Source organism: Paenibacillus sp. ALJ109b (assembly GCF_010747435.1).
In the GTDB taxonomy this organism is placed as follows: Bacteria; Bacillota; Bacilli; order Paenibacillales; family Paenibacillaceae; genus Paenibacillus; species Paenibacillus taichungensis.
Genome location: NZ_JAAIFP010000008.1, coordinates 411,558 through 433,250, shown reverse-complemented (window position 1 = coordinate 433,250; position 21,693 = coordinate 411,558). Strand labels below are relative to the sequence as shown.

Genomic DNA, 21,693 nt, shown 5'->3' with positions numbered 1-21,693 from the left:
CCTTTTCATTTTCAATCTATATAATCGACACTCAATAACACCTGTTCCAATATATTGATATGAACTTCAACGATATTAAGATCAATTCAATTGATATCGATTTTGCATATTTGGCGATGACCAGAGACAAGATTCCGTTTGCGTGCTGCCCAGAGAGAGAAGGGATTGGTGAAACCTTCTTCAGCGAACGGACCGGAATTACCCCTCTGCAGCCGTGACCTCGAACTTCAGCTTTTCGGTCTGCTTCATGAATTCCGGACAAAGCTGTCAGTAGAGTTCACCGCCTGATCCCCGATAACGGATTCCAATGAGGGTTATGATGTTTTTGTTTGCGGCGGCTGGTCGTTTTCATGAGCATTTATAACCAAATTAGGGTGGAACCACGAGCTGAGCGCACTCGTCCCTTTTCCGGGACGGGTGTTTTTTGCGCTTCAAATTTGAATATTGGAGAGTGGTTCACATGAGTAATCCGAATAATAACAGCCAATCCAGCAACCAATCGAATGACCAACAGCAACCCGGGCATCCGATTGAAATTCGCCTGCAAGGCGGAGCTGTACGTTCTTACAACGCAGGCATCACTGTAGGAGCGGTCGCCTCATCCATCAGCACAAGTCTGGGTAAACAAGCCATCGGCGGAATCGTAAATGGTAAGAATGTCGATCTCGACTGGGTGCTTGAGCAAGATTGTGAACTCGTCATCGTTACTTTGGACAGCGCGGAAGGTCTGTATCGTTACCGACACAGCACAGCTCATGTACTCGCGCAGGCTCTAAAACGCATCTACGGTGCGGAACAAGTGAAACTGGGCATCGGGCCTGTCATTGAAGATGGATTCTATTACGATGTCGATCTGGAACATGCTCTATCGATCAGTGATTTGGCTGCCATTGAGCAAGAAATGAACAAAATCATAAAAGAAAATGAAAAGATTAGCCGCCGGTTAGTTAGCCGGGAGGAAGCACTTCGCATCTTTGGAGAGATTCAGGACCCGTATAAGCTTGAACTTATTCAGGATTTACCGGAGGACGCTGAGCTTTCCATTTATGACCAAGGAGAGTTCTTCGATCTCTGTCGTGGCCCTCATCTCCCGTCCACTGGTCGAATCAAAGCATTCAAACTACTGAATGTGGCTGGTGCATACTGGCGCGGCAACTCGGACAATAAAATGCTGCAGCGCATCTACGGCACTGCTTTCCCGAGCAAAGCCCAATTGGATGAACATCTACACATGCTGGAAGAAGCGAAGAAACGGGATCACCGCAAACTGGGCAAAGAGCTTGAACTGTTCATGTTCTCTGAAGAAGCACCCGGTATGCCGTTCTATCTGCCCAAAGGCATGACTGTTCGTACAGAATTGGAGCAATTCTCCCGTGAATTGCAACTACAGGAAGGCTATCAAGAAGTTCGTACTCCCCTCATGATGAACAACCGTCTGTGGGAGCAATCGGGTCACTGGGAGCATTATAAGGACAATATGTATTTCTCGGAAGTGGACGATGCCACTTTTGCCCTGAAACCAATGAACTGCCCAGGACACATGCTGATTTTCAAAAATACACTCCATTCCTATCGTGAGCTGCCGATTCGTATGATGGAATTCGGTCAGGTCCACCGCCATGAATTCTCAGGCGCTCTGAACGGCATGATGCGGGTGCGGACTTTCTGTCAGGATGATGCTCATCTCTATGTGATGCCAGAGCAGATCGAGGAAGAGATCAATCAGGCGATTTCATTGATCGGACGTATGTACGACATCTTTGGATTTGAGTACAACATTGAGTTGTCCACTCGTCCGGACGATTCCATGGGATCGGAAGAGCTGTGGGATCAAGCAGAAAGAGCATTGCAGAATGTACTTGATCGGCGCGGGGTGAAATACCGCATTAACGAGGGTGATGGTGCCTTTTACGGTCCGAAAATTGACTTCCACATTCTCGATGCACTGAAGCGCAGCTGGCAGTGTGGAACAATTCAACTCGATTTCCAAATGCCCGAGAAGTTCGATCTCACTTATATTGGCGAGGATAGCCTGAAACACCGTCCTGTCGTGATCCACCGTGCCATCTATGGTTCAATTGATCGTTTCATCGGCATCCTGACTGAACATTATGCAGGTGCATTTCCGCTCTGGCTCGCTCCCGTGCAAGTGAAGCTGCTGCCAGTGTCAGATCATTACGCAGATTATGCGCTTCAAGTTCAGAGCCAGCTGCGGGCTGCCGGTATTCGGGTAGAAACAGACTTGCGCAGTGAGAAGCTCGGCTACAAAATCCGTGAAGCTCAGATGGAAAAAGTGCCTTACTCGCTCGTGCTCGGGGAAAATGAGAAAAACGCCTCATCCGCCTCTGTCCGTGCATACGGTCAGGGCGATCAAGGCATTCAGCGCATTGAAGCATTTATGGAGCTGATTCAGCAAGCTGTGAAGGCCAAAGCCTGAGCGCTTAATTAGGAATTGGCTGGAACTTAACTTTAGAGGCAGCCCGTTAGTATGGAAAGCGGCTGCCTCTAATTATGTGAAACAAGTAAGCCGCATCTGCCGCTTCAAACAGTCAGTAGTTACAATTTCTCTTCGGGTCTAAGTCCAACTTGCTCTTCACTCCATGTCCAGAAACGCTCAGCATTTGCCGCATCCAGCGCATGGGCTTTCAGTTCCTGGTCCTTTTGTTGATAAAAGTAACGCCCGGTTACCCCGGCGACTTCAGGGCTTGTGGCGAGATAGATGGCCGTTTGTGCCCCTTCTTCTGGTGAAAGGAAAAACGGTAGTTTGCCCACCAAAGCCATAATGCGTGTGCCAAAACCGGTATTGCGGTCTACGCCAATACTTGTCCCCACCGCACCGGGATGAAGGCAGTTGACCGTGATTCGGGTATCCGCTAATTTGCGGGCCAGAACACGGGTGAACAACACGTTAGCCAGCTTGGATTGAGCGTAACTTTTGATTGGATTGTAACTTTTGTGAAGATGGGGATCTTCGAAATGGATTTTGCCGGCTTTGTAGGCACCAGACGAAACATTCACTATACGCCCCTGCTTCGCAGACTTCAAAGGTTCGATCAGGAGTAAGGTAAGCAGGAAATGTCCAAGATGGTTAATACCGATGGCTTGTTCGAAACCGTCAGAGGTTTCCTGGCGCTTCAACATGACGACACCCGCATTATTAACGAGAACGTCAAGTGTGTCGTAACGCTCACGGAAGGATTGGGCAAAATGGCGGATGCTCTCCAGTGACCCCAGGTCACACAGCATCAGTTCAATCGAAGTAGAGCCGGACTGACGCAGCGCCTCCTCCAGTGCCTGCTGTCCGCGCTTCTCGCTGCGGCATGCCATAATCACGTGATACCCTTGCCTTGCAAGTTCAATGGTGGTTGCCAGACCCATGCCTGAGTTGGCTCCCGTAACAACGGCTGTTGGAATGGACATCAGGTACTTCCCTTCTGAACCAGAGGTTCTTCATATTTTGAGACAGTCATCCTTTTGTTTTTTAAGCACTGCTGACCTCAATATGAGATAATCAAAAGATCACATATTGGTCTTATAGGGAGGATACGTATGCTAACCAAAGAAGACTTCAAGAAACTGAAAAAAGAAGCGAAACTTGAGATTGCACTAATCGAACAGGAAGCTCACAATCTCCAGCAAAAGATAGACTCATCCCTGTATGAAAAAGATAAACTGTGGAACGATGAAGAGATTGGTGAGCTTACCCAAAAACGGAAAGAGCGAAAATATAGTTCATGGACGATTGAATTATGCTCAATTATTGAAGACCTGCTGAATCAACTATACCAGCAAACGTATCAAAAAAAATTTAATTCGATCCAGTTGATGAAAACTCCTGCATACCGCTCATTATCCAATATCGAGATCCTTCAGGCTGAATTGAAAAATCAGCATCTGTCCCTAAAATCGGAAGAAGAGAAATTTGAAGAAGAAATAGCCAAAGTGTTTCAACTGAGAAATAAACTTATTCACTCCAACTTTTCTTATGCTTCCATTATTAGAGAAAATCACGATGCAAGGCAAGAGTTTGAATCCACCCTGGATACGGTGAAGAAGTATAGAAAACACTTGAAATATAATCAGCCAGAGAACTGACGAATACATGATACATGCAAAATGGTCATACACGACAAAGGAGGTGCTCCGGATTCGCTCCGGAAACAAATATGAACAATCAATTCATGGATATTACGGTTCTAAATCTTCATATTGTCACACCTGCGGGTAAAAACCCGATCTACCCTGTTATGTTGCGCGATGAAGATGGTATTACGCTTGTGGATACAGGCATGATTGGCCAATTCGCCGAACTTCAGTCCGCACTGGAGCACGAAGGCGTTCAGCTATCTGATATCAAGCGCATTATTGTAACACATTCCGATATAGACCACATTGGTAACCTTGGTGCCTTGGTGAATGCTATTCCGGAAGTGGAAATCTGGTCGCATAGCGATGAAATTCCGTTTATCACGGGCAAAGAGCCCATGATCAAGTTCACACCAGAACGAAAAGCATTGCTGCCTGAACCTATAGCGGAGCTGGCGGAACAATTGATCTCACAGCGGACTGAGTTCAAAATATCCAAAGTGTTAGAGGACGGTGACATGCTGCCTCTACAAGGCGGTATCCAGGTCATTCATACACCAGGACACACCCCTGGACATATCTGCTTGTACTTCCGGGAGCAACAATTCCTGCTCGCTGCCGATGAATTACGTGTGGTCGATGATGAATTAGTGGGTCCTGCTCCACCTGCAACACCGGACATGCCTGAAGCCCTGCGCAGCTTGAAAAGGCTGCTTGGCCTGAAGCTGGAGAAGGTACTTTGTTACCATGGTGGCGAGTACACCGATGAGCCGAGTCAGCGCATTGCCGAACTCGCGGAAAGCGCGGACTAATTGGTACCTGCAACTAAGTTATATTTACGTAAATATTGAATCGAAGGGGCTGTCCCATACGTCATAAACATGACGGGACAACCCCTTTTCTATTGTATATGTTACGGTTTCGGCGTTAGAACGATCAGTTGGTCATCTCCATCGCGTGGAGATCCCCTGCCATCCCGGTTGTTCGTGAGCACGTATAACTTCCCGTCTTCTCCGGCAGTCACATTGCGAATACGTCCCCACTCGTCTTTAAAAATCGGCTCTACCTGCGTTACTTGTGTACCATCTTCGGACAGAGTAATTTTAAGCAGTTGTTCACCCCGCAGATTGGCAGCAAGCAGTGATCCGGCCCACGGACCTTCCTCTATAAAGGCTACACCCGATGGTGCCCATGTTTCATCTCCACTATGGGCAAGCGGAGCCTGATATGTGCCATTATTATCATCGTTTCCCTCTACCTCTGGCCAGCCATAATTCTCACCAGCTTCAATCCGGTTAATTTCATCAAAATTACGCTGACCATGCTCTGTGGCATACAGATAGCCATTGTCCGGGTTCCAAGCCAGGCCCTGTGCGTTCCGATGCCCCATGCTGTACACAGGTGAATTAGGCCAAGGGTTATCTTCGGGGATCGATCCGTCGAGACCAATCCGCAATATTTTGCCACCCAAGCTATCTTCGTTCTGGGCCAGCTCCGGTTCGTACCGTTCACCTGTCGTAATATAAAGCAGATTGTCCGAGCCAATCTTGATCCGTCCTCCATTGTGATTCACGCCGCCAGGAATATCACTGAGCAGCTCCTTGTCTATTGTGGCCTTCCCATCACTCACTTTCAAACGCAACACCCGATTGGCAATGTCACCACCACCTTCCAGATAGGAATGGTATGTATACAGATAGCCATTATTGTCAAAGTCCGGATCAGCAGCAAGTCCAAGCAGGCCGCCTTCTCCCTCTTCATTAAAAGGAGCAGCAAATTCAATCAGAGGTTCAGATGCCAGCTCTCCGTTCTCGATGACCCGAATGGTACCCGGTCGCTCTGTTACAAACATCCGTCCATCAGGAACGCTTACCAACTCCCAGGGTACATTAAGTCCGTCGACCAGTACGGAAGCCTCGTAAGGGATTACAGCATTCTCATCTGTTTCCTCCTCCCCACCACTCGCACCGTTATTACCCCCTTCCGCTGTCTGTCCCTGACCTGTACCCTGCCCTTGTGATGTCTGCTGCGATTCTGTCGCCGGGTCACCCGAAGTACAGGCTGTTAGCAAAGCCATACTGAGTAACGAAGCATATAACGGAACGTTTAGTCGATTATTCATGAATACATCTCCCTTCTAATTTTGTTATATCGTTTAATCCCAGTTTCAAGGATTGTCCATTTCCAAAGTAAGAAAGTAAGTACATAAATAAGTAAGTAAGTAAGTAAGGCAACCCTACGCTGTTTCGCCCTGTATTACCCTCCCCACCTGTCACTCAAACGGGTAGATAAAGCTAATTTTCGGACATCATTCCTGCCTCCATTTGGATTTCCCCGACATTCTTCTATAATAGGAAGATAGAACGAATGAAAGGTGGAAAACTACACTCATGAATCAAACTCCTTTATCCCGGCTGGAAGCTGGACTGTCTACACAAGGATTGGACGCCATGCTGATTACAGATCCGAAACATATTTATTATTTAACAGGTTTTGCGAGTAATCCGCATGAGCGTTTCCTCGGGCTTGTTCTTGCTCGCGGGGAAGATCCGCTGTTGATCGTGCCTGCACTCGACGAGGAAGCTGCTGCTGCCGCTTCTTCGGTATCCAACATTGCCACGCATACTGATACGGACAATCCTTACGCCTTATTTGAGCGTTATCAAGGACGTCTTGGCCGCGTAGGTCTCGAAAAAGAATACGTGACTGTCGCACGTTATGAACAGTTGACCGCCGCCCTCGGTGCTGCCAACTTTGAAGATGTCGGTCCTCTGCTTCGCACCTTGCGTGTGAAAAAAACACCGGATGAAGTCGCTCGCATTCGCCACGCCATTCATCTGATCGAAGAGACGCTCCGCCAAGGACTGTCTCACGTTCGTACAGGTGTAACCGAAATCGAACTGGTTGCCGAAATGGAATACCAGATGAAGAAACTGGGTGCAGACGGCCCTTCCTTCGATACCATGGTGCTCACAGGACCCAAAACAGGCTTGCCACACGGCACACCAGGTGAACGCAAATTGCAGCATGGCGATCTGTTGATGTTCGATATGGGTGTCTACGCTGGTGGATATGCATCAGATATTACGCGCACGTTTGCCTTTGGTGACATTTCACCTGAACTTAAAACGATCTATAACACCGTGCTCGCAGCAAATGAAGCTGCCATTCAGGCAGCTAAGCCAGGTGTCACCTGTGCGGATATTGACCGTGCAGCACGCCAGGTTACGGAAGAAGCCGGATACGGCGAACGTTTCCTGCACAGAGTTGGACATGGAATGGGCATTGACGTGCATGAGTATCCTTCCCTGCATGGGCAGAACATGGACATTCTGGAGGAAGGTACGGTATTTACGATTGAGCCGGGCATTTATGTAACCGGAGCAGGCGGTGTACGTATCGAGGATGATGTGCTTGTGACAGAAACTGGCGTTGAGGTGCTGACGTCCTATCCGAAAGAGCTGCAAATTCTGACGGACTAATCCTCTTTGGGATCATAACACTTTTGTTTCCATTTTTCTGAAGAAAATATGGTGCCATAACCAAAAGTCCCGCAAAACCATGAATGAATGGCTTTGCGGGACTTTTGTGTTGACTTCAACATTTTCCGGACGAATTTACTACGAATCTAGGCTTCATCCTTGAATTTAAAGCTTCGTGCAGCATATAGAAACGGCGTTCCAACCGCGGTCAATACAAATTTGATCACGTACGTCGTCAAGAAAATTTCAAGCCAGACGTCCCATGGATAGATGAAGGCAAACGCAATCGTGCAGAATACCAGTGTATCCACAAACGAACTGATGATCGAACTGCCGTTGGTACGTATCCACAACTGATTGCGCCCTGGCGCCATCTTACGCAGCCAAGTGTACAGTCGCACGTCCAGGAACTGACTGATGAAATAAGCTGTCAGACTTCCGAGTGCTAAACGTGGTAGCAGACCAAACAGGGTTTTCATCGAATCCTGTGCAAAATCCGTCGATGCCGGTTCAAAGAACAATACCATCTGCATCAGCACTGTCGTCATGATCAATGTGAAGAACCCGAACCATACGGCTTTTCGCGCCTCACCTGGTCCATATTTCTCATTGAGCAGATCACTGGTCAAGTACATGCTGACATACATCGTATTGCCCAGCGTTAGAACGATCCCCATAATATCTATCGTTTTGGTCACCTGTATATTGGCAATGACTGTTGCCACACCAATCCAGGCATAAAGACCCTTTTTACCGAACAAGCGGTAACACAAAAGAAAAAAGCCATACGTTACGAGAACAAAAAGCGCTCCCCATCCTAAATTAAACAATATAAATACACTGCCTTCCTAGTTTTGATTACGCGGGATGGTTACGAACCGCGGTTTGGCTCTGGGCCAAAACATGAATACTCTATCACATTTTCCCAAGGTTGAACAGAACTAAATAACTCCAACTGACTTCAGGTGATATTTACGGTATACCCAACGGATGCTAAAAACAAAAAGCCGCCCTTCGGATTAACCCGAAGAACGGCTGCTCTTGCATGGCTTGTGGCAGTAACTGCCATCTGCCTATTGTGAATCTGAATTACACCTGAACGGCGGAATCCAGATCACGGCTTTGATCATTGAATGTATCCTGATCGTTTTCTTTCAAAATTTTACTGGATACGAGACCTGCGGTCATCGAATCGTTCACGTTCAGCGCCGTACGGCCCATGTCGATGAGCGGTTCAACCGAGATCAGCAATCCTGCCAATGCTACCGGAAGGTTCATCGTGGACAACACGATCAGGGAAGCGAAGGTTGCCCCGCCGCCTACACCGGCTACGCCGAATGAACTGATTACGACTACCAGGATCAGAGTAATGATGAAGTCCCAGCTCATCGGGTCGATCCCGACCGTAGGAGCAATCATGACCGCCAGCATGGCCGGATAGATCCCGGCACAGCCGTTTTGACCAATGGTCGCCCCGAAGCTTGCCGACAAGTTCGCAATTCCGTCCGAAACACCCAATCTCTTCGTTTGTGTCTCCACGTTAAGCGGAATCGCTGCCGCACTTGAACGGGATGTGAAAGCAAAGATCAGTGTTGGCAGAACCTTTTTCACATACGTAATTGGATTGAAGCCAAACAGTGAAATAATAATCAGGTGGATGATGAACATAACGATCAACGCCACGTAGGAAGCAATGACGAATTTGATCAGCTTCAGAATCTCATCCGGGTTCGTTGTGGCGGTTACCTTGGTAATCAGTGCCAAAATCCCGTAAGGCGTCAGCCTGAGCACCAGCGTTACGATCCTCATAACCACCGCATATACCGCATTAACCATGCCGCGGAACGTTTCCGCCTGCTGTGGTTTTTTGCGATCTAGTCCGAGTACTGCCACACCGATAAAGGCCGAGAAAATAACAACAGCCAACGTGGATGTACGACGCTCTCCGGTCATGTCCGCGAATGGATTCGACGGAATGAATTCCAGCACTTGCTGTGGAATCGTCTGATCCTTCACGTCAACGAGACGTTCCTCCATCTTCTGCCCTTGTGCGAGTTCTCTGTCTCCACCTTCGATCTCAATGGAAGTCAGGTTGAAGCTCAAGCTTGTCACAATACTTACACTTGCGGCAATCGCCGTCGTGATGAGCAGGATGGCGATAATCGAAAGGCTCATTTTACCGAGATTCTGCTTGCCTTTCAGATTCATAATGGCCGAAATGATGGAAACCATGATCAATGGAATCACGACCATTTGTAACAATCGAACATATCCTGAACCGGCCAGATTAAACCAATCGACCGACTTGGTAATGATGTCAGAATCAGATGTGTAGATCAGTTGCAGAATGACGCCATATACAACCCCAATGCCCAAACCCGCAAATACACGCTTGGTAAACGAAACATGTTTCTTCTGCATCCAGAACAGGACACCCAGAAGAGCGAGCATAACCACGACGTTCAAAATGATTAAAAAGGTATTCATCTGTATAAATCCTCCTCAGTGTGAGTAACCGGATATTCCGGTTTTCTACTCGCTCAAAAGCGATATTCAACAATATATCACATAACAAACTATTCTGGTAGGTATTAATTGATATTATGTAATATGCGTGTAACAAATTCATCTATTTCTGAAAAAAATACACTGAATCGTGAAAATTATTGTATTCAACCTCCGGTTAATTTTGTAATATAGGTATATCCGCTTATTCCCAAGTTTTCTCAACGTGAAAATTAGGCCTTTCTTCGTTGGTATTTAGTCTTACGATAACGGAAAAGCGATAATGTTAATGAACATGACGTGAAAGGATGATCCTATGTTTCGAAACCGCACCGTTGCCGGTAAAATTAGAGGCACTTTGTTCCTCGTACTGCTGGTTGCTTCCCTGTTGTTTAGTATCAGTTTCTATGCTGTCTCCATGAATATTATGCAGAGCTACGTGCTTCCACAGTTCGACAAGGTCCTGAGCACGTCCATTCAGGATATATACAAGAACACATCCGCTTCTAAAATTTTGCAAGTACAGAGTGGCGGAGCGGGATCTGAGGGCGCTGCACTGACCGTGGAATCCTATTTGGCTGGCAAAGCCAAAGAGCATAATCTGGACGGAGCATACGTTGTGTCCATTCAGGATGGTAAAGCTACCGTGGTCATCGCAAATACCTCCTCGGGCATGAAAGCCGGAGATGAGATTAAAGTAGAAGCATCAATGAATGAGGCCATTGAGAAAAAAGAAATGGAAATCAGCCAGGTTTATGCCGATTCCTTCGGTGTACATAAAGCAGCCTTTATACCGATTGCAGGAAGTAACATGATCATGGCTGTCAGCATGGATGCCCAATTCATTCAGGACAAGATTGCACAGATCTTCTGGTTGTGCCTCGGTATCACAGCATTGGTCTTTGTGCTTGGATGGCTCATCTCGACAAGTATGATCAAACGTGTAACCAAACCGATTATCAAGCTCGTTCAACATAGCAAACAGATATCACAGGGAGATCTGACTGCTGAACTTCAGATTAAAGGTAAGGATGAAATTGCACAGCTCGCTGCAAGCTTCCAGACGATGACTCATAATCTGAAAGAAATGATTAGCCGCGCCCTCTCCACATCCAATGAAGTTGTCGAAGGCTCCAATGATTTGCTCAAACGGGTAGAATCCATGTCCGGTATGGTGAAAAACTCCAGTCGTTCTGCAGAAAGTGCCGAGAAAGGCAGCGTAAGCATCGCTTCCAGCGCGGCCGAAAATGCCAGAGCCATGGAAGAAATCACGCAAGGCATTATGCATATTGCTTCCTCTTCTGCCGAAGTATCCGAGCAGATCGGAGATGCTGCGAACGAAGCCGTTAACGGTAACCGTCTGGCTCAGGACGCCATTCAGCAAATGGAACGTGTCGGTCAGACCGCGAGCGAATCTCTGCGTTATGTTGAAACGATGAACGAGCGCTCGATCGCGATAGGGACCATCGTTCAATCCATTTTTGAGATCACGAAACAGATTAACATGCTGTCCCTCAACGCTTCCATTGAAGCAGCACGTGCGGGAGAGCATGGACGCGGGTTCGCCGTTGTTGCAGGAGAAGTACGCAAACTTGCGGAGCAATCCAAGACAGCTACTGAGGAAATCTCCGATTACCTGGGTACTATCCGTGAAGATGCTGAACGTTCCGTTGATGCCATGAACCGGGTAACCCAAGAGATTGGATCAGGTACTCACGTGGTTCAACAGGCAGGCTCCGCGTTCCAGCAGCTTAACGAGTTGATTCAGAACGTCAATCTGACCATTCAGACGGTATCGGCCTCTACCCAGCAAGTATCTGCTGGAGCTGAACAAGTCAGTGCTTCCGTGGAAGAAACGGCTCAGATCACGTCCAAGTCCCGTCAAAGCATGCAAGAGATTGCTTCTACAGCGGATCTCCAACTGAATGAGATGGACTCCCATTCCAGTACCGTACGGCATCTGCATGAACAAGCGGTAGAACTGCAATCCGCCATGAAGAACTTCAAAATAAACTAATCGGAATACCTTTAACCCATTGTTTCCATTTTCGAATCAAACTTAACATTAGATACTCAAATACCCCCATGCTCAGCATCGTTCCAGATTTCAGGGAACGTTGCCAAGCGTGGGGGTATTCTTTTGGACTGCATACCAGGATGCTTCCTTTTATTCAGGTGGCTGAACGCCCATAATCTCGTATACACGCTGCATATCCAAGGAAGAACGTAATGATTCAGCTACACGGTCAAACTCCATTTCCTTACGTTCACGTGCGCTGTACGTCTCCCGTAGCGGAGCAAGTCCTTTTCCTTCACGCAGACCATTAAGCCATGAACGCCGGAACTGATCACTTTCAAACAAACCATGCAGGTATGTTCCCCACACTTTGCCGTCAGTCGTACCCCAGCCTTCATTGAAGGATTGACCGCCCGGATGGGCGATCTCGAACAAGGCCGTTACACGTTCAGGCTCAAGACACTCGGTAACACCCATATGAATCTCGTATCCATTGATCGGCAACAAGTTTGCTACATCACTTTCCTTGGGCAAACGAATTGGATGATGACTGTGAACGTTCCCAGAGGCTCTCACCGTTTGTTTGTTCTGTAGAAATGTTGTCGATAGGGGCAGCCATCCCAATCCATGGGCTTCCTGAATCTGATTCGCTTCTACCGCAAATGGATCTCTGAGATGCTGACCGAGCATCTGATATCCACCACATATCCCGACAAGCTGAACATGCTCACGCTCCGTCTGGCTGGCAATCGCTTGCTCCAGTCCTGACGCTCGCAGAAATGCCAGATCACCGATCGTATCCTTCGTACCCGGAAGCAGAATGGCATCGGGATGCCCCAATTCATCGGGAGAAGTCACGTATCGCACATTCACATCCGGCTCCCTAGAAAGGGCATCAAAGTCTGTAAAGTTGGAAATACGCGGATAACGAATTACCGCCAGGTCCAGCTCCTGCTGACCGGATTTACCGTGTCGCATCGAGTCCAGCACCACGGAGTCTTCCGCTTCAATCTGAATATCACTTATGTAAGGCAATACGCCCAATACAGGAATGCCTGTCCGTTCTTCAAGCCAGTCCAACCCAGGCTGCAGCAAGGACAGATCTCCACGAAACTTGTTGATGATGAATCCTTTTACACGCTCAACCTCATGCGGCTCCAGCAGCTCCAGTGTACCCACAATGGAGGCAAAGACGCCGCCACGATCAATATCCGAGATCAGAATAACCGGAGCATCCGCCCAGCCCGCCAGATTCATATTAACGATATCCCGATCCTTCAGATTGATCTCTGCAGGACTTCCCGCACCTTCCATCAGCACAATATCATACGTCGCGCGCAACCGATTCAGTGCATCCATGACCGTTTGTTTGGCTTGGGGCAGGAAATGCTGCCGGTAGTCCCATGCACTCATCTGAGTAAGAGGCACACCGTGCACAACAATCTGGGAATGCATATCCCGAACCGGCTTGATCAGGATTGGATTCATATCCGTTGTCGCTTCAATGCCGCATGCCTCGGCTTGCGCTCCCTGGGCTCTTCCGATTTCCTTGCCGTCTTCCGTGACGTAAGAATTCAGTGCCATGTTCTGTGATTTGAACGGAGCCGGCCTGAAGCCATCCTGCTTGAATATTCGGCATAAGGCCGTCGTAATTACACTTTTCCCCACATCCGATGCCGTCCCTTGCAGCATTAATACTGCTGCCGTTTGTTCGGACGTTTGTGCAGAAGTATCTTCCACGTTCCCTCACCTCCACTCTCCGCGTTATATCAAAAAGAATCCCTGTAACAGACTAAGTACCGTTAGCAGTGCGGCCTCAAGCAGCTCATTCATGGCTCCATATGTGTCCCCTGTAAGTCCACCCAGCCTTTCGCTGATACGCCCGGCAACGAATTTGCCAATCACATAACCAGCCAGTGGCACCACAATGATCGCTGCAACGGGATATAGCCACCATGGTAACGTCCCCAATCCATTCTCCGTCGCCAGCACCTGGAACATGGATGTTTCCGGCTGGAAGATCCATACCGCTGCCCATGTGATCACACCTGCCAGAATGGTTAGCCCAACCGCGGAACTGCGTGCACGCTGGACTTCCCTCCGTTCACCCAATCCCTTGAACAGGACAGCGAGTCCATCGTCCTTGCGGGCATTCGGCCAGGCCGCCATGGCATATACCATGAACCAGCGGCTCCAGATCATCGGCAGGATAAGCAAAGCTCCATAGGCCCAGTTACCACGTGCGATAAAGTCAGCAATCAATGACGCTTTCATCATCAACAGCAGGACACAGGCGATCACACCCATGGCCCCGACGCGGCTGTCTTTCATAATCTCCAGCATTCGCTCACGGGTTCGATAACTAAGCAGCCCATCTGCCGTATCCATCCAACCATCCAGATGAAGGCCTCCGGTTAGCCATACCCATAACGTCAAGGTTAACACCGCTACCGGAAACGATGGAAGCAGTGCACCCATCAGGGCTCCGCCCAGCCAGACGCATAATCCGATGATCGCACCAACCAGCGGGTAATACACTACACTCTCCCGCAATAATGGCGGGGCGAAATCAAGCTGCATTTTTACCGGGAAACGGGACAGAAATTGAAAAGCGGCCGCAGCCGCATGTTTTTGTTCAAGATTGCCTTTACTCATAAACGATACTCCCTGCTTTTCAGCTCAATCGCAATGCCCACTGTCACCAGAAACACTTCGCGGCAAATCGCGGCAATCCGCTGATTGAGAATGCCCGCCAGATCCCGATATCTTCTGCCCAGCGCATACTCCGGCACAATACCGTCCCCTACTTCATTGGTGACAAGCACGAGCAGACCCGGGTACGACTGGATGGCCGCTACCAGCGCGTCCATATGATCGTACAGCACCTGCACCGGTTCATGTTCATGCGCTAACAGCACATTGCTGAGCCAAAGTGTCAGACAATCTACCAGAACGGTCGGTGCAGACGTACCTGTATGGGACTCTCCCATTTGTGTAATTAACTCAGGCAATGCCAGCGGTTCCTCCACCGTATGCCATAGATATCCTGCTTCATCCCGCTGGCTCTGATGCAGGCGTATACGCTCGCGCATCTCGTCATCATAAGCTTGAGCCGTAGCGACATACCAAGCCTCAGAGGATCGCTGCATACAGAGACGCTCGGCAAACGAACTTTTGCCACTTCGCGCCCCGCCTGTCACGAGTACACTCATGAGGATACCTCTCCTTGTACAGAGGAATCAGCAGAAGCTGATGAAGACTCCGTAGGTTGAGTCTCGTTCGTGCCACCAGATACACCCGCACTTGCAAATGTCGCCATCTCATTCAGAATGCGGCATGACGCATCAATCAGGTGAAGACTAAGCACGCCTCCTGTACCTTCACCCAGTCGCATGTCCAGATCCAGCATGGGCTTCAGACCCAGCTCACGCAGCAACGCTGCATGCCCACTTTCATGCGATGTGTGGGAAGCAATCATGTATTCTATGCTGAGCGGAGCAAGATGACTCGCAATCAACGCGGCAGCGGTGGAGATAAATCCATCTACGACAACCGGGCATCCGTTTGCAGCAGCAGCGAGAATCACGCCTGTCAGTCCGGCAATCTCCAGTCCGCCCACTTTGCACAGTACATCGAGTGCATCGTCTGCATTCGGAGCATTCACGCTGAGGGCTTGGCTGACTACTGCGGCTTTACGCTGCAAACCGACATCATCTACGCCTGTTCCCCGGCCAACCGCTGAAGCAGGTGCTGTTCCGGTTAATGCACACATCACCGCAGCGCTAGCAGTTGTATTCCCGATCCCCATCTCTCCGGTCACAAACAACTGCGTTCCCTTCGCAACCTCGGTGGAGACCACTTCAGCTCCTGCAAGAATGGCCTGAATCGCTTCGCCCCGGGTCATTGCAGCACCCTTCGCCATGTTAGCTGTTCCTTTGCGGACTTTGCGGGAGACCAGGTCTGGATGATCCAGATCCGCATTCACGCCGATATCCACACAGATCACATGAGCTCCAGCGTGGCGCGCAAGCACATTGACAGCCGCTCCCCCTGCTAGGAAATTAAGGACCATCTGCGGCGTTACTTCAGCAGGAAAAGCGCTAATCCCTTCTTCAACCACCCCATGATCCGCAGCCATAACGATGACAGCTCTTTGATCAAAGCAAGGCCGAGCCTCACCGGTGATTCCCGCCAGACGAATAACTAGCTGTTCAAGCTTGCCCAGACTGCCGGGAGGCTTCGTCAATGCATCCACATGCGCGGAAGCCTCAGCCGCAACTGCCTCATGTGGACCCACGATCCGACCAATTAACTGTTCCAACACCTGTTCATTATTCATACAGCCAGCACTTCCTTTATCAAAATATGGGGTCTCCCCCGCTTCATTCATTTCTTCTCTCGTCTTAGCAAAAGCTGTGGCAATCCATTGTCGGGATGATTCACCATGGCCGGGCTCACCCGGAAGATCTCCCGGATGTTCTCTTCCGTCATCAACGAATGGGGTGTGCCACTGCCTACACAAGTCCCGTCACGCAGCGCCAGAATATGATCGCAAAATTGCGCGGCCAGATTCAGATCATGCAGCACCGCCACAATCGTAATATGATTTTTTTGACGCCACGCTGATAATAACTCCATGAATTGCAATTGATATTTGATATCGAGAAAGGTGGTTGGCTCGTCCAGCAATAATAGCCTGGGTTCCTGAGCCATGACTTTGGCAAGCGCAACCCGCTGCCGTTGCCCGCCACTCAGTGCATCCAAAGGTCGTTCGGCCATGTCACTCAGACCCAACTCCTCTAACACCTTATCAACTACCGCTGCTCCATCCGACGGTTCTTTGCCAAGCCAGTTCTGGTAAGGGTAACGTCCCATCTCGACAACATCCCTTACGGGATAAGAGATGGCCGGCAGTCCATCCTGCTGCAAGACAGCAATCATGCGCGACAGATCTTTACGGGTGTATGATGAAATGTCGCGTCCATCAATCTGTATGCTGCCATCGTTCGGCTGTTCGGTTCCGGCAAGTAGCTGAAGCAGAGTCGATTTTCCACTGCCGTTTGGACCAACAACGCCCCACCATTCACCCTCTGTGACTTTCCAGTCCACCGCATGCAGAGCCCGATGGTTACCATACATTTTACCAGCTTCTTTGACTTCTATCATCGGCCGACTCTTGGTAAGGTCTGTTTTCATGAATGTACTCATGGCATCATCCCCTTCCGCAGCTTTTTGTTCCGGTGTAGCAAATACGCAAAAAATGGCGCTCCAACAAAAGCCGTAACTACACCCAGCGGAATTTCGGTTGGGGCCAGCAATGAGCGTGCAATCGTATCTGCCCAGACCATGAAGATGGCTCCCCCAATCGCTGACAAAGGCACCAGCAAGCGATAATCAGGTCCGACGATGAGCCGAAGAATATGCGGAATGACCAAGCCGACGAAGCCAATCACGCCGGATACGGAGACAGCGCCTGCGGTAAGCAGCGTACCCACCGCTAACACCGACAGTTTCAATCCATCCACCTTAACCCCGATATGCGCAGCCTGTCGTTCCCCCAAAGCAAGCACATTCAACGAACGCGCACGGCTCCAGAGGAAAATCAGCCCCAGTACAAAATACGGGAAAAGGATGGCCGTATACGACCACCCACGCAGTGCCAGACTTCCCATCGTCCAGTATATAATTTCATTAATTGTCTGCTTCGACATGGTCGACAGGAAGGAGACTACTGCTCCCAGGAAACTTTGCATGACCACACCAGCCAGAATGAGGCTGTGTGTCGGTATTTTGCGTCCCTCACGAGCGAGGGCCAGCACAAACCACAATGTTATTACTCCCGTCAGAAACGCGACCAGTGGCAGAGTCCAGATCCCAATCAGTGCATACTGCAATCCGAAAAAAATCAGAAAAGCCGCACCTACCGATGCACCGGACGATACGCCCAGGGTAAACGGATCAGCCAGAGGGTTACGAAGAACCCCCTGGAATCCAGTTCCGGCAATCGCCAGCGATGCACCTACAAGCACGGCAAGCAGTACACGTGGGAATCTGACCTTCCATATAATCTGTTCTGCTGCTGTATTCCAGTCAGGAACAATCCAGTCGCCCAGCCAGGGAATGCGATGAAGCAAGATGCCCGCAATGTCCCGGACAGGCAGGGCAACCGAACCGATGCCCGTGCAGATGAGCACGGTTAACACAAGCAGCACAATTCCGGCCGTTCCGTACACTGCCAGCTTTTTACTCATTTGAACAGATCAGGGTAGATCGCTTTGGCTACTTCTTTCAGACCTTGGGTTACCCGTGGTCCCGGACGGCTCAACAGGTTGGCATCCAGACCGATGACTGCATCGTTTTTCACAGCCGTGATTTGATCCCATCCACTACGTGCTTTGATAATTTGATCCAATGTTTTGGAATTTTCGTCAATAACATCGTTCGCAAACAGAATGACGTCCGGATTGGAAGCAATAATGTTCTCTTCATTAATCTGGTTCCAGCCAGTCAAGTCGGAAGCTACGTTGTTTCCTCCGGCAAGTGTGATCAATTCATCCATGAATTCGCCTTTACCCACAGTCCAACCTGGGGAGAACTCAACATATACTTTTTTCTTCTCTTCTGGTTTAACTGCCTTCACAGCTTCAGTTACATCAGCCACATCCTGTTTCATTTGGGTGATGATCTCCTGTGCTTTTTCCTGATGATCCGTGATTTTACCAAATGTTTCAATGTTGTTCATCACATCATCCACTGATTTAGGATCTGTTTTGAAAATGGTAATGCCCAGATCGCGCAGTTTCTTCACCGACTCTTCGCTCATCGAGATACCTGTAAATACGATATCTGCTTCAGCCGCAATGATCGACTCTTCATTAGGCTTTGTTATGCCGCCCATTTTTGGTTTCTTTGTTGCTGCTTCCGGATAATCGTCATAGTCGGATACCCCTACGATCTGCTCGTCCAATCCGAGTGCGAACAGGGATTCCGTTTCAGCTGGAGATACAGATACGATTTTGGCTGGTGCTTTATCAAAGGTAAATGATTCACCCGTAGCATCTGTAACCGTGAGTGGGTATTGTGTTTTGAGATCTGTCTGCGCCTGTTCCTGGGATTGCTCCTGTGCAGGTTGCGAGGTTCCTGTACCCTCGTTCGTTGTTGTTGTACCACATCCGGCCAACGTCAGTGCCAGCATCGCTGCGCTTAGCAGTGACGCTACGCCTTTCCATGTCTTGAAATTCATTGTGTTCATTCTCCCCTTCTCTATCCATTCTAGTGAGTAGTGCTCCTGTCCCAATTCCGCTTGAATTTGTGTTCCTATATAAGTTGATCCAATAAAACTTTACACTAGGCCACTACGATTGCAGTACCATCTTCCGATCGCTGTTATCCCCAGATTTTTTTGATCCCCTTTTTGAAAAGGGGAAAATCCGGTGATAAGCATATGCTTCCGATGCAGCTTTCTTTCAGAAAGCTTTTAGGCGAACGCATACGCTTCTTCAGATTGGTTCTGCACTCTTCGTTCTCGTGTAATATTCGGTTCATCTTATATGAAAAAATAAAATCCCCAATCCTTGGGTCAGGATCAGGGATGACGTCTCGCATGTGGCGATCTGTGCATGGTCAGCTTGGCGCTGTATATGCAAAGAGAACTGCCCGAAACGCTGTCCTTTCCTCGAAGGAACACCGGTTTATACGTCCAGGGCAGGTAACCTGACTTACAGGAATTCATCCTGATTTACAGTGGCGGGACCGTGCCGGATTTACACCGGCTTCCCTATTTCACCCGTTTGCCGTTCATGGCCTCATATGAACCCATGAAACATTGCTACGGGACCCATGGTCGCTAATATTGTTTAACCATTCAAGTGAGCATTCCTTGGTAGAGCTTGTTGAGCCTCCATCCGATGATGCACTTGCTAAGTCACACTTCTGTTGTGATTATAGGTTATATTGTACATCCTTACAACCCGATTTACGGAAAAGTCAATCTGGTTCCAACCCAGCTGTCCCCATCGCCATCCAGCCGGATCTTTATCGCTTGTCCTGGTACCACCTGCGTATCCCAGAAATCTTGATTCGGAATGAGACGTGACACCATATAACGAATAACACCACCATGCGTAATCACGGCTACTTTTGGCACATTTATGCTGCGAGAGTGAAGTATTGGTGAAAAGGACATCAGACTCTCTTTCATAAATGAATCAATCCGCGCAGCAAATGCTGTCCAAGGCTCGCCACTCGGTGGCGTTACCTCCTGGGGCGCATCGATCCAGTCTCGGTACTTTGGATTGTCCTTAAGCTGATCGTAGGTCAACCCCTCCCACTGACCAAAGTCAATCTCCCTTAGTCGGGGATCAAGCTTGGCCTGTCCTGTTTGGGGTGATGCAATGTGTGCAAGTGTCTGCTGACAACGCAGCAGATCACTGCAATATAGGGCGTCGCATGTGATATTGCTGAATTGCTCACGCAGCGAAGATAGCTCCTGCTCTGCTTCAGGCAACAGTCCGATGTCGGAATGCCCAAGATACCTTTTTTCCAAGTTCCACGCCGTTGTACCATGACGTATCAAAATAAGCTCACGACTTTGCATGCCACTAGGTCCAGCTTCTATCTCCATAACAGTGCACCTCCAGCAGACCATATCCCTAAGGTGACCAACCAACATACTAAAACAAAAGAACCTGCCGACCAGAACATAAGCCGTGTTGTTCGTACAATATCTTCTGCTTCCATCCGTCTTGACGGCTCGCCCATATATGCGCGAAATGAAGCTACTCCGTGATATACGTTATGCCCGCCAAGTCTTATGCCCAGCGCTCCGGCCACCGCCGACTCGGGGAAACCGCTATTTGGGCTTGGGTGAAGTCGTGCATCCCGGGACACCATGCGTGCAGCCCCTCTGGCATCCAGCTTCATGAACCAAGCTCCCATAATCAACAGCAAAGCGGTAAGCCGCGCGGGAATCCAATTGGCCCAATCATCCAGACGGGCAGACGCCCAACCGAGATGCAGATATTTTTCATTTTTATAACCTACCATGGAATCCAGTGTATTCACCGCCCGATAGGCCATGGCAAGTGGTGCACCACCAATCAGGGCATAGAACAGTGGAGAGACGATAGCATCCACGATATTCTCCGCCACAGTCTCCACCGTTCCCCGCACAATCTCCGGTTCATCCAGATGAGCCGTATCACGCCCTACTATCATACCAAGTGAACGTCTCGCCGCAGGCCAGTCCTGTTGACTCAGATGGTGGTAAACTTCCATACCTGCATCCTTCAAACCTTTCGAGGCAATGGTTGTTGCTATTAGCACCACTTCTGCCACAACCGCAACAGCGGGATGAATAAGACCCAGCACATAGATTAATCCCCAAGTCAGTGCAAAAGAACCGCCTGCAATCAAAATAGGAAATAAAACGCCAGCTCTTTTGAGTGCACGGTTTGAGTGCACCCGCGTCCTTATCGCTCGCTCCAGTGCAGAGATAGCCTTTCCCATGCCAATCACCGGATGGGGAATCCAGCGCGGATCACCGATGCAACGATCCAATATGTATGCTCCTATAATAACCCAGGCTCCAGCCATTCCCGTCCA

The 21,693-nt window shown here is 49.1% G+C and carries 19 protein-coding genes and 1 riboswitch; of the genes, 6 read left to right on the top strand and 13 right to left on the bottom strand.

Features of this window, described 5'->3' with window-relative positions; all coding sequences use genetic code 11:
* Nucleotides 1-59 precede the first annotated feature (59 nt).
* Together G3352_RS30885 and thrS are read left to right on the top strand one after the other, a co-directional pair.
* Nucleotides 60-218, top strand: coding sequence for a hypothetical protein (locus G3352_RS30885; protein WP_205524819.1), 159 nt, complete (start codon nucleotides 60-62; stop codon nucleotides 216-218).
* A gap of 242 nt (nucleotides 219-460) precedes the next feature.
* Nucleotides 461-2,437: a threonine--tRNA ligase gene (thrS, locus tag G3352_RS11670; protein ID WP_240343027.1), complete on the top strand. Its 1,977-nt coding sequence runs from the start codon at nucleotides 461-463 to the stop codon at nucleotides 2,435-2,437.
* Nucleotides 2,438-2,556: 119 nt separating this feature from the next.
* On the opposite strand, the gene G3352_RS11665 is transcribed toward thrS, so the two are convergent.
* Entirely contained in the window at nucleotides 2,557-3,420 is an 864-nt protein-coding gene (locus G3352_RS11665) for an SDR family oxidoreductase (RefSeq protein ID WP_163756598.1), read from the bottom strand.
* 129 nt (nucleotides 3,421-3,549) lie between these two features.
* On the opposite strand from G3352_RS11665, the gene G3352_RS11660 reads away from it, so the two are divergent.
* A complete protein-coding gene (locus G3352_RS11660) occupies nucleotides 3,550-4,095 on the top strand; it encodes a hypothetical protein (RefSeq protein ID WP_163756596.1) in 546 nt (181 codons plus the stop codon).
* A 71-nt stretch (nucleotides 4,096-4,166) separates the two neighbouring features.
* On the top strand, nucleotides 4,167-4,898 hold the full coding sequence (locus G3352_RS11655; protein WP_240343026.1) for an MBL fold metallo-hydrolase: 732 nt from the start codon (nucleotides 4,167-4,169) through the stop codon (nucleotides 4,896-4,898).
* 101 nt (nucleotides 4,899-4,999) lie between these two features.
* Here the strand turns inward: G3352_RS11655 and G3352_RS11650 are convergent, their stop codons facing one another.
* Nucleotides 5,000-6,208, bottom strand: a complete 1,209-nt coding sequence (locus G3352_RS11650) for a PQQ-dependent sugar dehydrogenase (protein WP_163756595.1) — start codon at nucleotides 6,206-6,208, stop codon at nucleotides 5,000-5,002.
* Nucleotides 6,209-6,476: 268 nt separating this feature from the next.
* Here G3352_RS11650 and G3352_RS11645 point away from each other — a divergent pair, with 268 nt between their 5' ends.
* Nucleotides 6,477-7,568 (top strand): M24 family metallopeptidase, encoded by a 1,092-nt coding sequence (locus tag G3352_RS11645; protein ID WP_163756593.1) that lies wholly within the window; start codon nucleotides 6,477-6,479, stop codon nucleotides 7,566-7,568.
* Between the two features lie 146 nt (nucleotides 7,569-7,714).
* Here the strand turns inward: G3352_RS11645 and G3352_RS11640 are convergent, their stop codons facing one another.
* Nucleotides 7,715-8,398, bottom strand: a complete 684-nt coding sequence (locus G3352_RS11640; RefSeq protein ID WP_163756590.1) for a queuosine precursor transporter — start codon at nucleotides 8,396-8,398, stop codon at nucleotides 7,715-7,717.
* 259 nt (nucleotides 8,399-8,657) lie between these two features.
* A complete protein-coding gene (locus G3352_RS11635) occupies nucleotides 8,658-10,055 on the bottom strand; it encodes an L-cystine transporter (RefSeq protein ID WP_090894530.1) in 1,398 nt (465 codons plus the stop codon).
* Between the two features lie 334 nt (nucleotides 10,056-10,389).
* Here G3352_RS11635 and G3352_RS11630 point away from each other — a divergent pair, with 334 nt between their 5' ends.
* Nucleotides 10,390-12,090 carry a methyl-accepting chemotaxis protein gene (locus tag G3352_RS11630; protein ID WP_163756588.1) on the top strand — a complete coding sequence of 567 codons (1,701 nt, stop codon included), beginning with the start codon at nucleotides 10,390-10,392 and terminating at the stop codon, nucleotides 12,088-12,090.
* A 150-nt stretch (nucleotides 12,091-12,240) separates the two neighbouring features.
* Here the strand turns inward: G3352_RS11630 and G3352_RS11625 are convergent, their stop codons facing one another.
* The 9 genes from G3352_RS11625 to cbiB all read right to left on the bottom strand — a co-directional run bounded on the left by G3352_RS11625 (nucleotide 12,241) and on the right by cbiB (nucleotide 21,684).
* Entirely contained in the window at nucleotides 12,241-13,782 is a 1,542-nt protein-coding gene (locus G3352_RS11625; protein ID WP_163756811.1) for a cobyric acid synthase, read from the bottom strand.
* A 72-nt stretch (nucleotides 13,783-13,854) separates the two neighbouring features.
* A complete protein-coding gene (gene cobS, locus G3352_RS11620) occupies nucleotides 13,855-14,745 on the bottom strand; it encodes an adenosylcobinamide-GDP ribazoletransferase (protein ID WP_163756586.1) in 891 nt (296 codons plus the stop codon).
* Complete coding sequence (cobU, locus tag G3352_RS11615; protein ID WP_163756584.1) at nucleotides 14,742-15,302, bottom strand: bifunctional adenosylcobinamide kinase/adenosylcobinamide-phosphate guanylyltransferase; 561 nt, start codon at nucleotides 15,300-15,302, stop codon at nucleotides 14,742-14,744. The genes cobS and cobU overlap by 4 nt, the downstream gene beginning before the upstream one ends.
* Complete coding sequence (gene cobT / locus G3352_RS11610; protein ID WP_163756582.1) at nucleotides 15,299-16,429, bottom strand: nicotinate-nucleotide--dimethylbenzimidazole phosphoribosyltransferase; 1,131 nt, start codon at nucleotides 16,427-16,429, stop codon at nucleotides 15,299-15,301. The genes cobU and cobT overlap by 4 nt, the downstream gene beginning before the upstream one ends.
* A gap of 47 nt (nucleotides 16,430-16,476) precedes the next feature.
* Nucleotides 16,477-17,298, bottom strand: a complete 822-nt coding sequence (locus G3352_RS11605; RefSeq protein WP_481856282.1) for an ABC transporter ATP-binding protein — start codon at nucleotides 17,296-17,298, stop codon at nucleotides 16,477-16,479.
* Nucleotides 17,295-18,341, bottom strand: coding sequence for a FecCD family ABC transporter permease (locus G3352_RS11600; RefSeq protein ID WP_064639927.1), 1,047 nt, complete (start codon nucleotides 18,339-18,341; stop codon nucleotides 17,295-17,297). The genes G3352_RS11605 and G3352_RS11600 overlap by 4 nt, the downstream gene beginning before the upstream one ends.
* Nucleotides 18,338-19,342: an ABC transporter substrate-binding protein gene (locus G3352_RS11595; RefSeq protein ID WP_481856281.1), complete on the bottom strand. Its 1,005-nt coding sequence runs from the start codon at nucleotides 19,340-19,342 to the stop codon at nucleotides 18,338-18,340. Before G3352_RS11595 ends, G3352_RS11600 begins: the two co-directional genes overlap by 4 nt.
* A 434-nt stretch (nucleotides 19,343-19,776) precedes the next feature.
* Nucleotides 19,777-19,924: riboswitch (cobalamin riboswitch) on the bottom strand.
* A gap of 141 nt (nucleotides 19,925-20,065) precedes the next feature.
* Nucleotides 20,066-20,713, bottom strand: coding sequence for a histidine phosphatase family protein (locus G3352_RS11590; protein ID WP_163756578.1), 648 nt, complete (start codon nucleotides 20,711-20,713; stop codon nucleotides 20,066-20,068).
* Nucleotides 20,704-21,684: an adenosylcobinamide-phosphate synthase CbiB gene (cbiB, locus tag G3352_RS11585; RefSeq protein ID WP_163756809.1), complete on the bottom strand. Its 981-nt coding sequence runs from the start codon at nucleotides 21,682-21,684 to the stop codon at nucleotides 20,704-20,706. The genes G3352_RS11590 and cbiB overlap by 10 nt, the downstream gene beginning before the upstream one ends.
* Nucleotides 21,685-21,693: the final 9 nt, after the last annotated feature.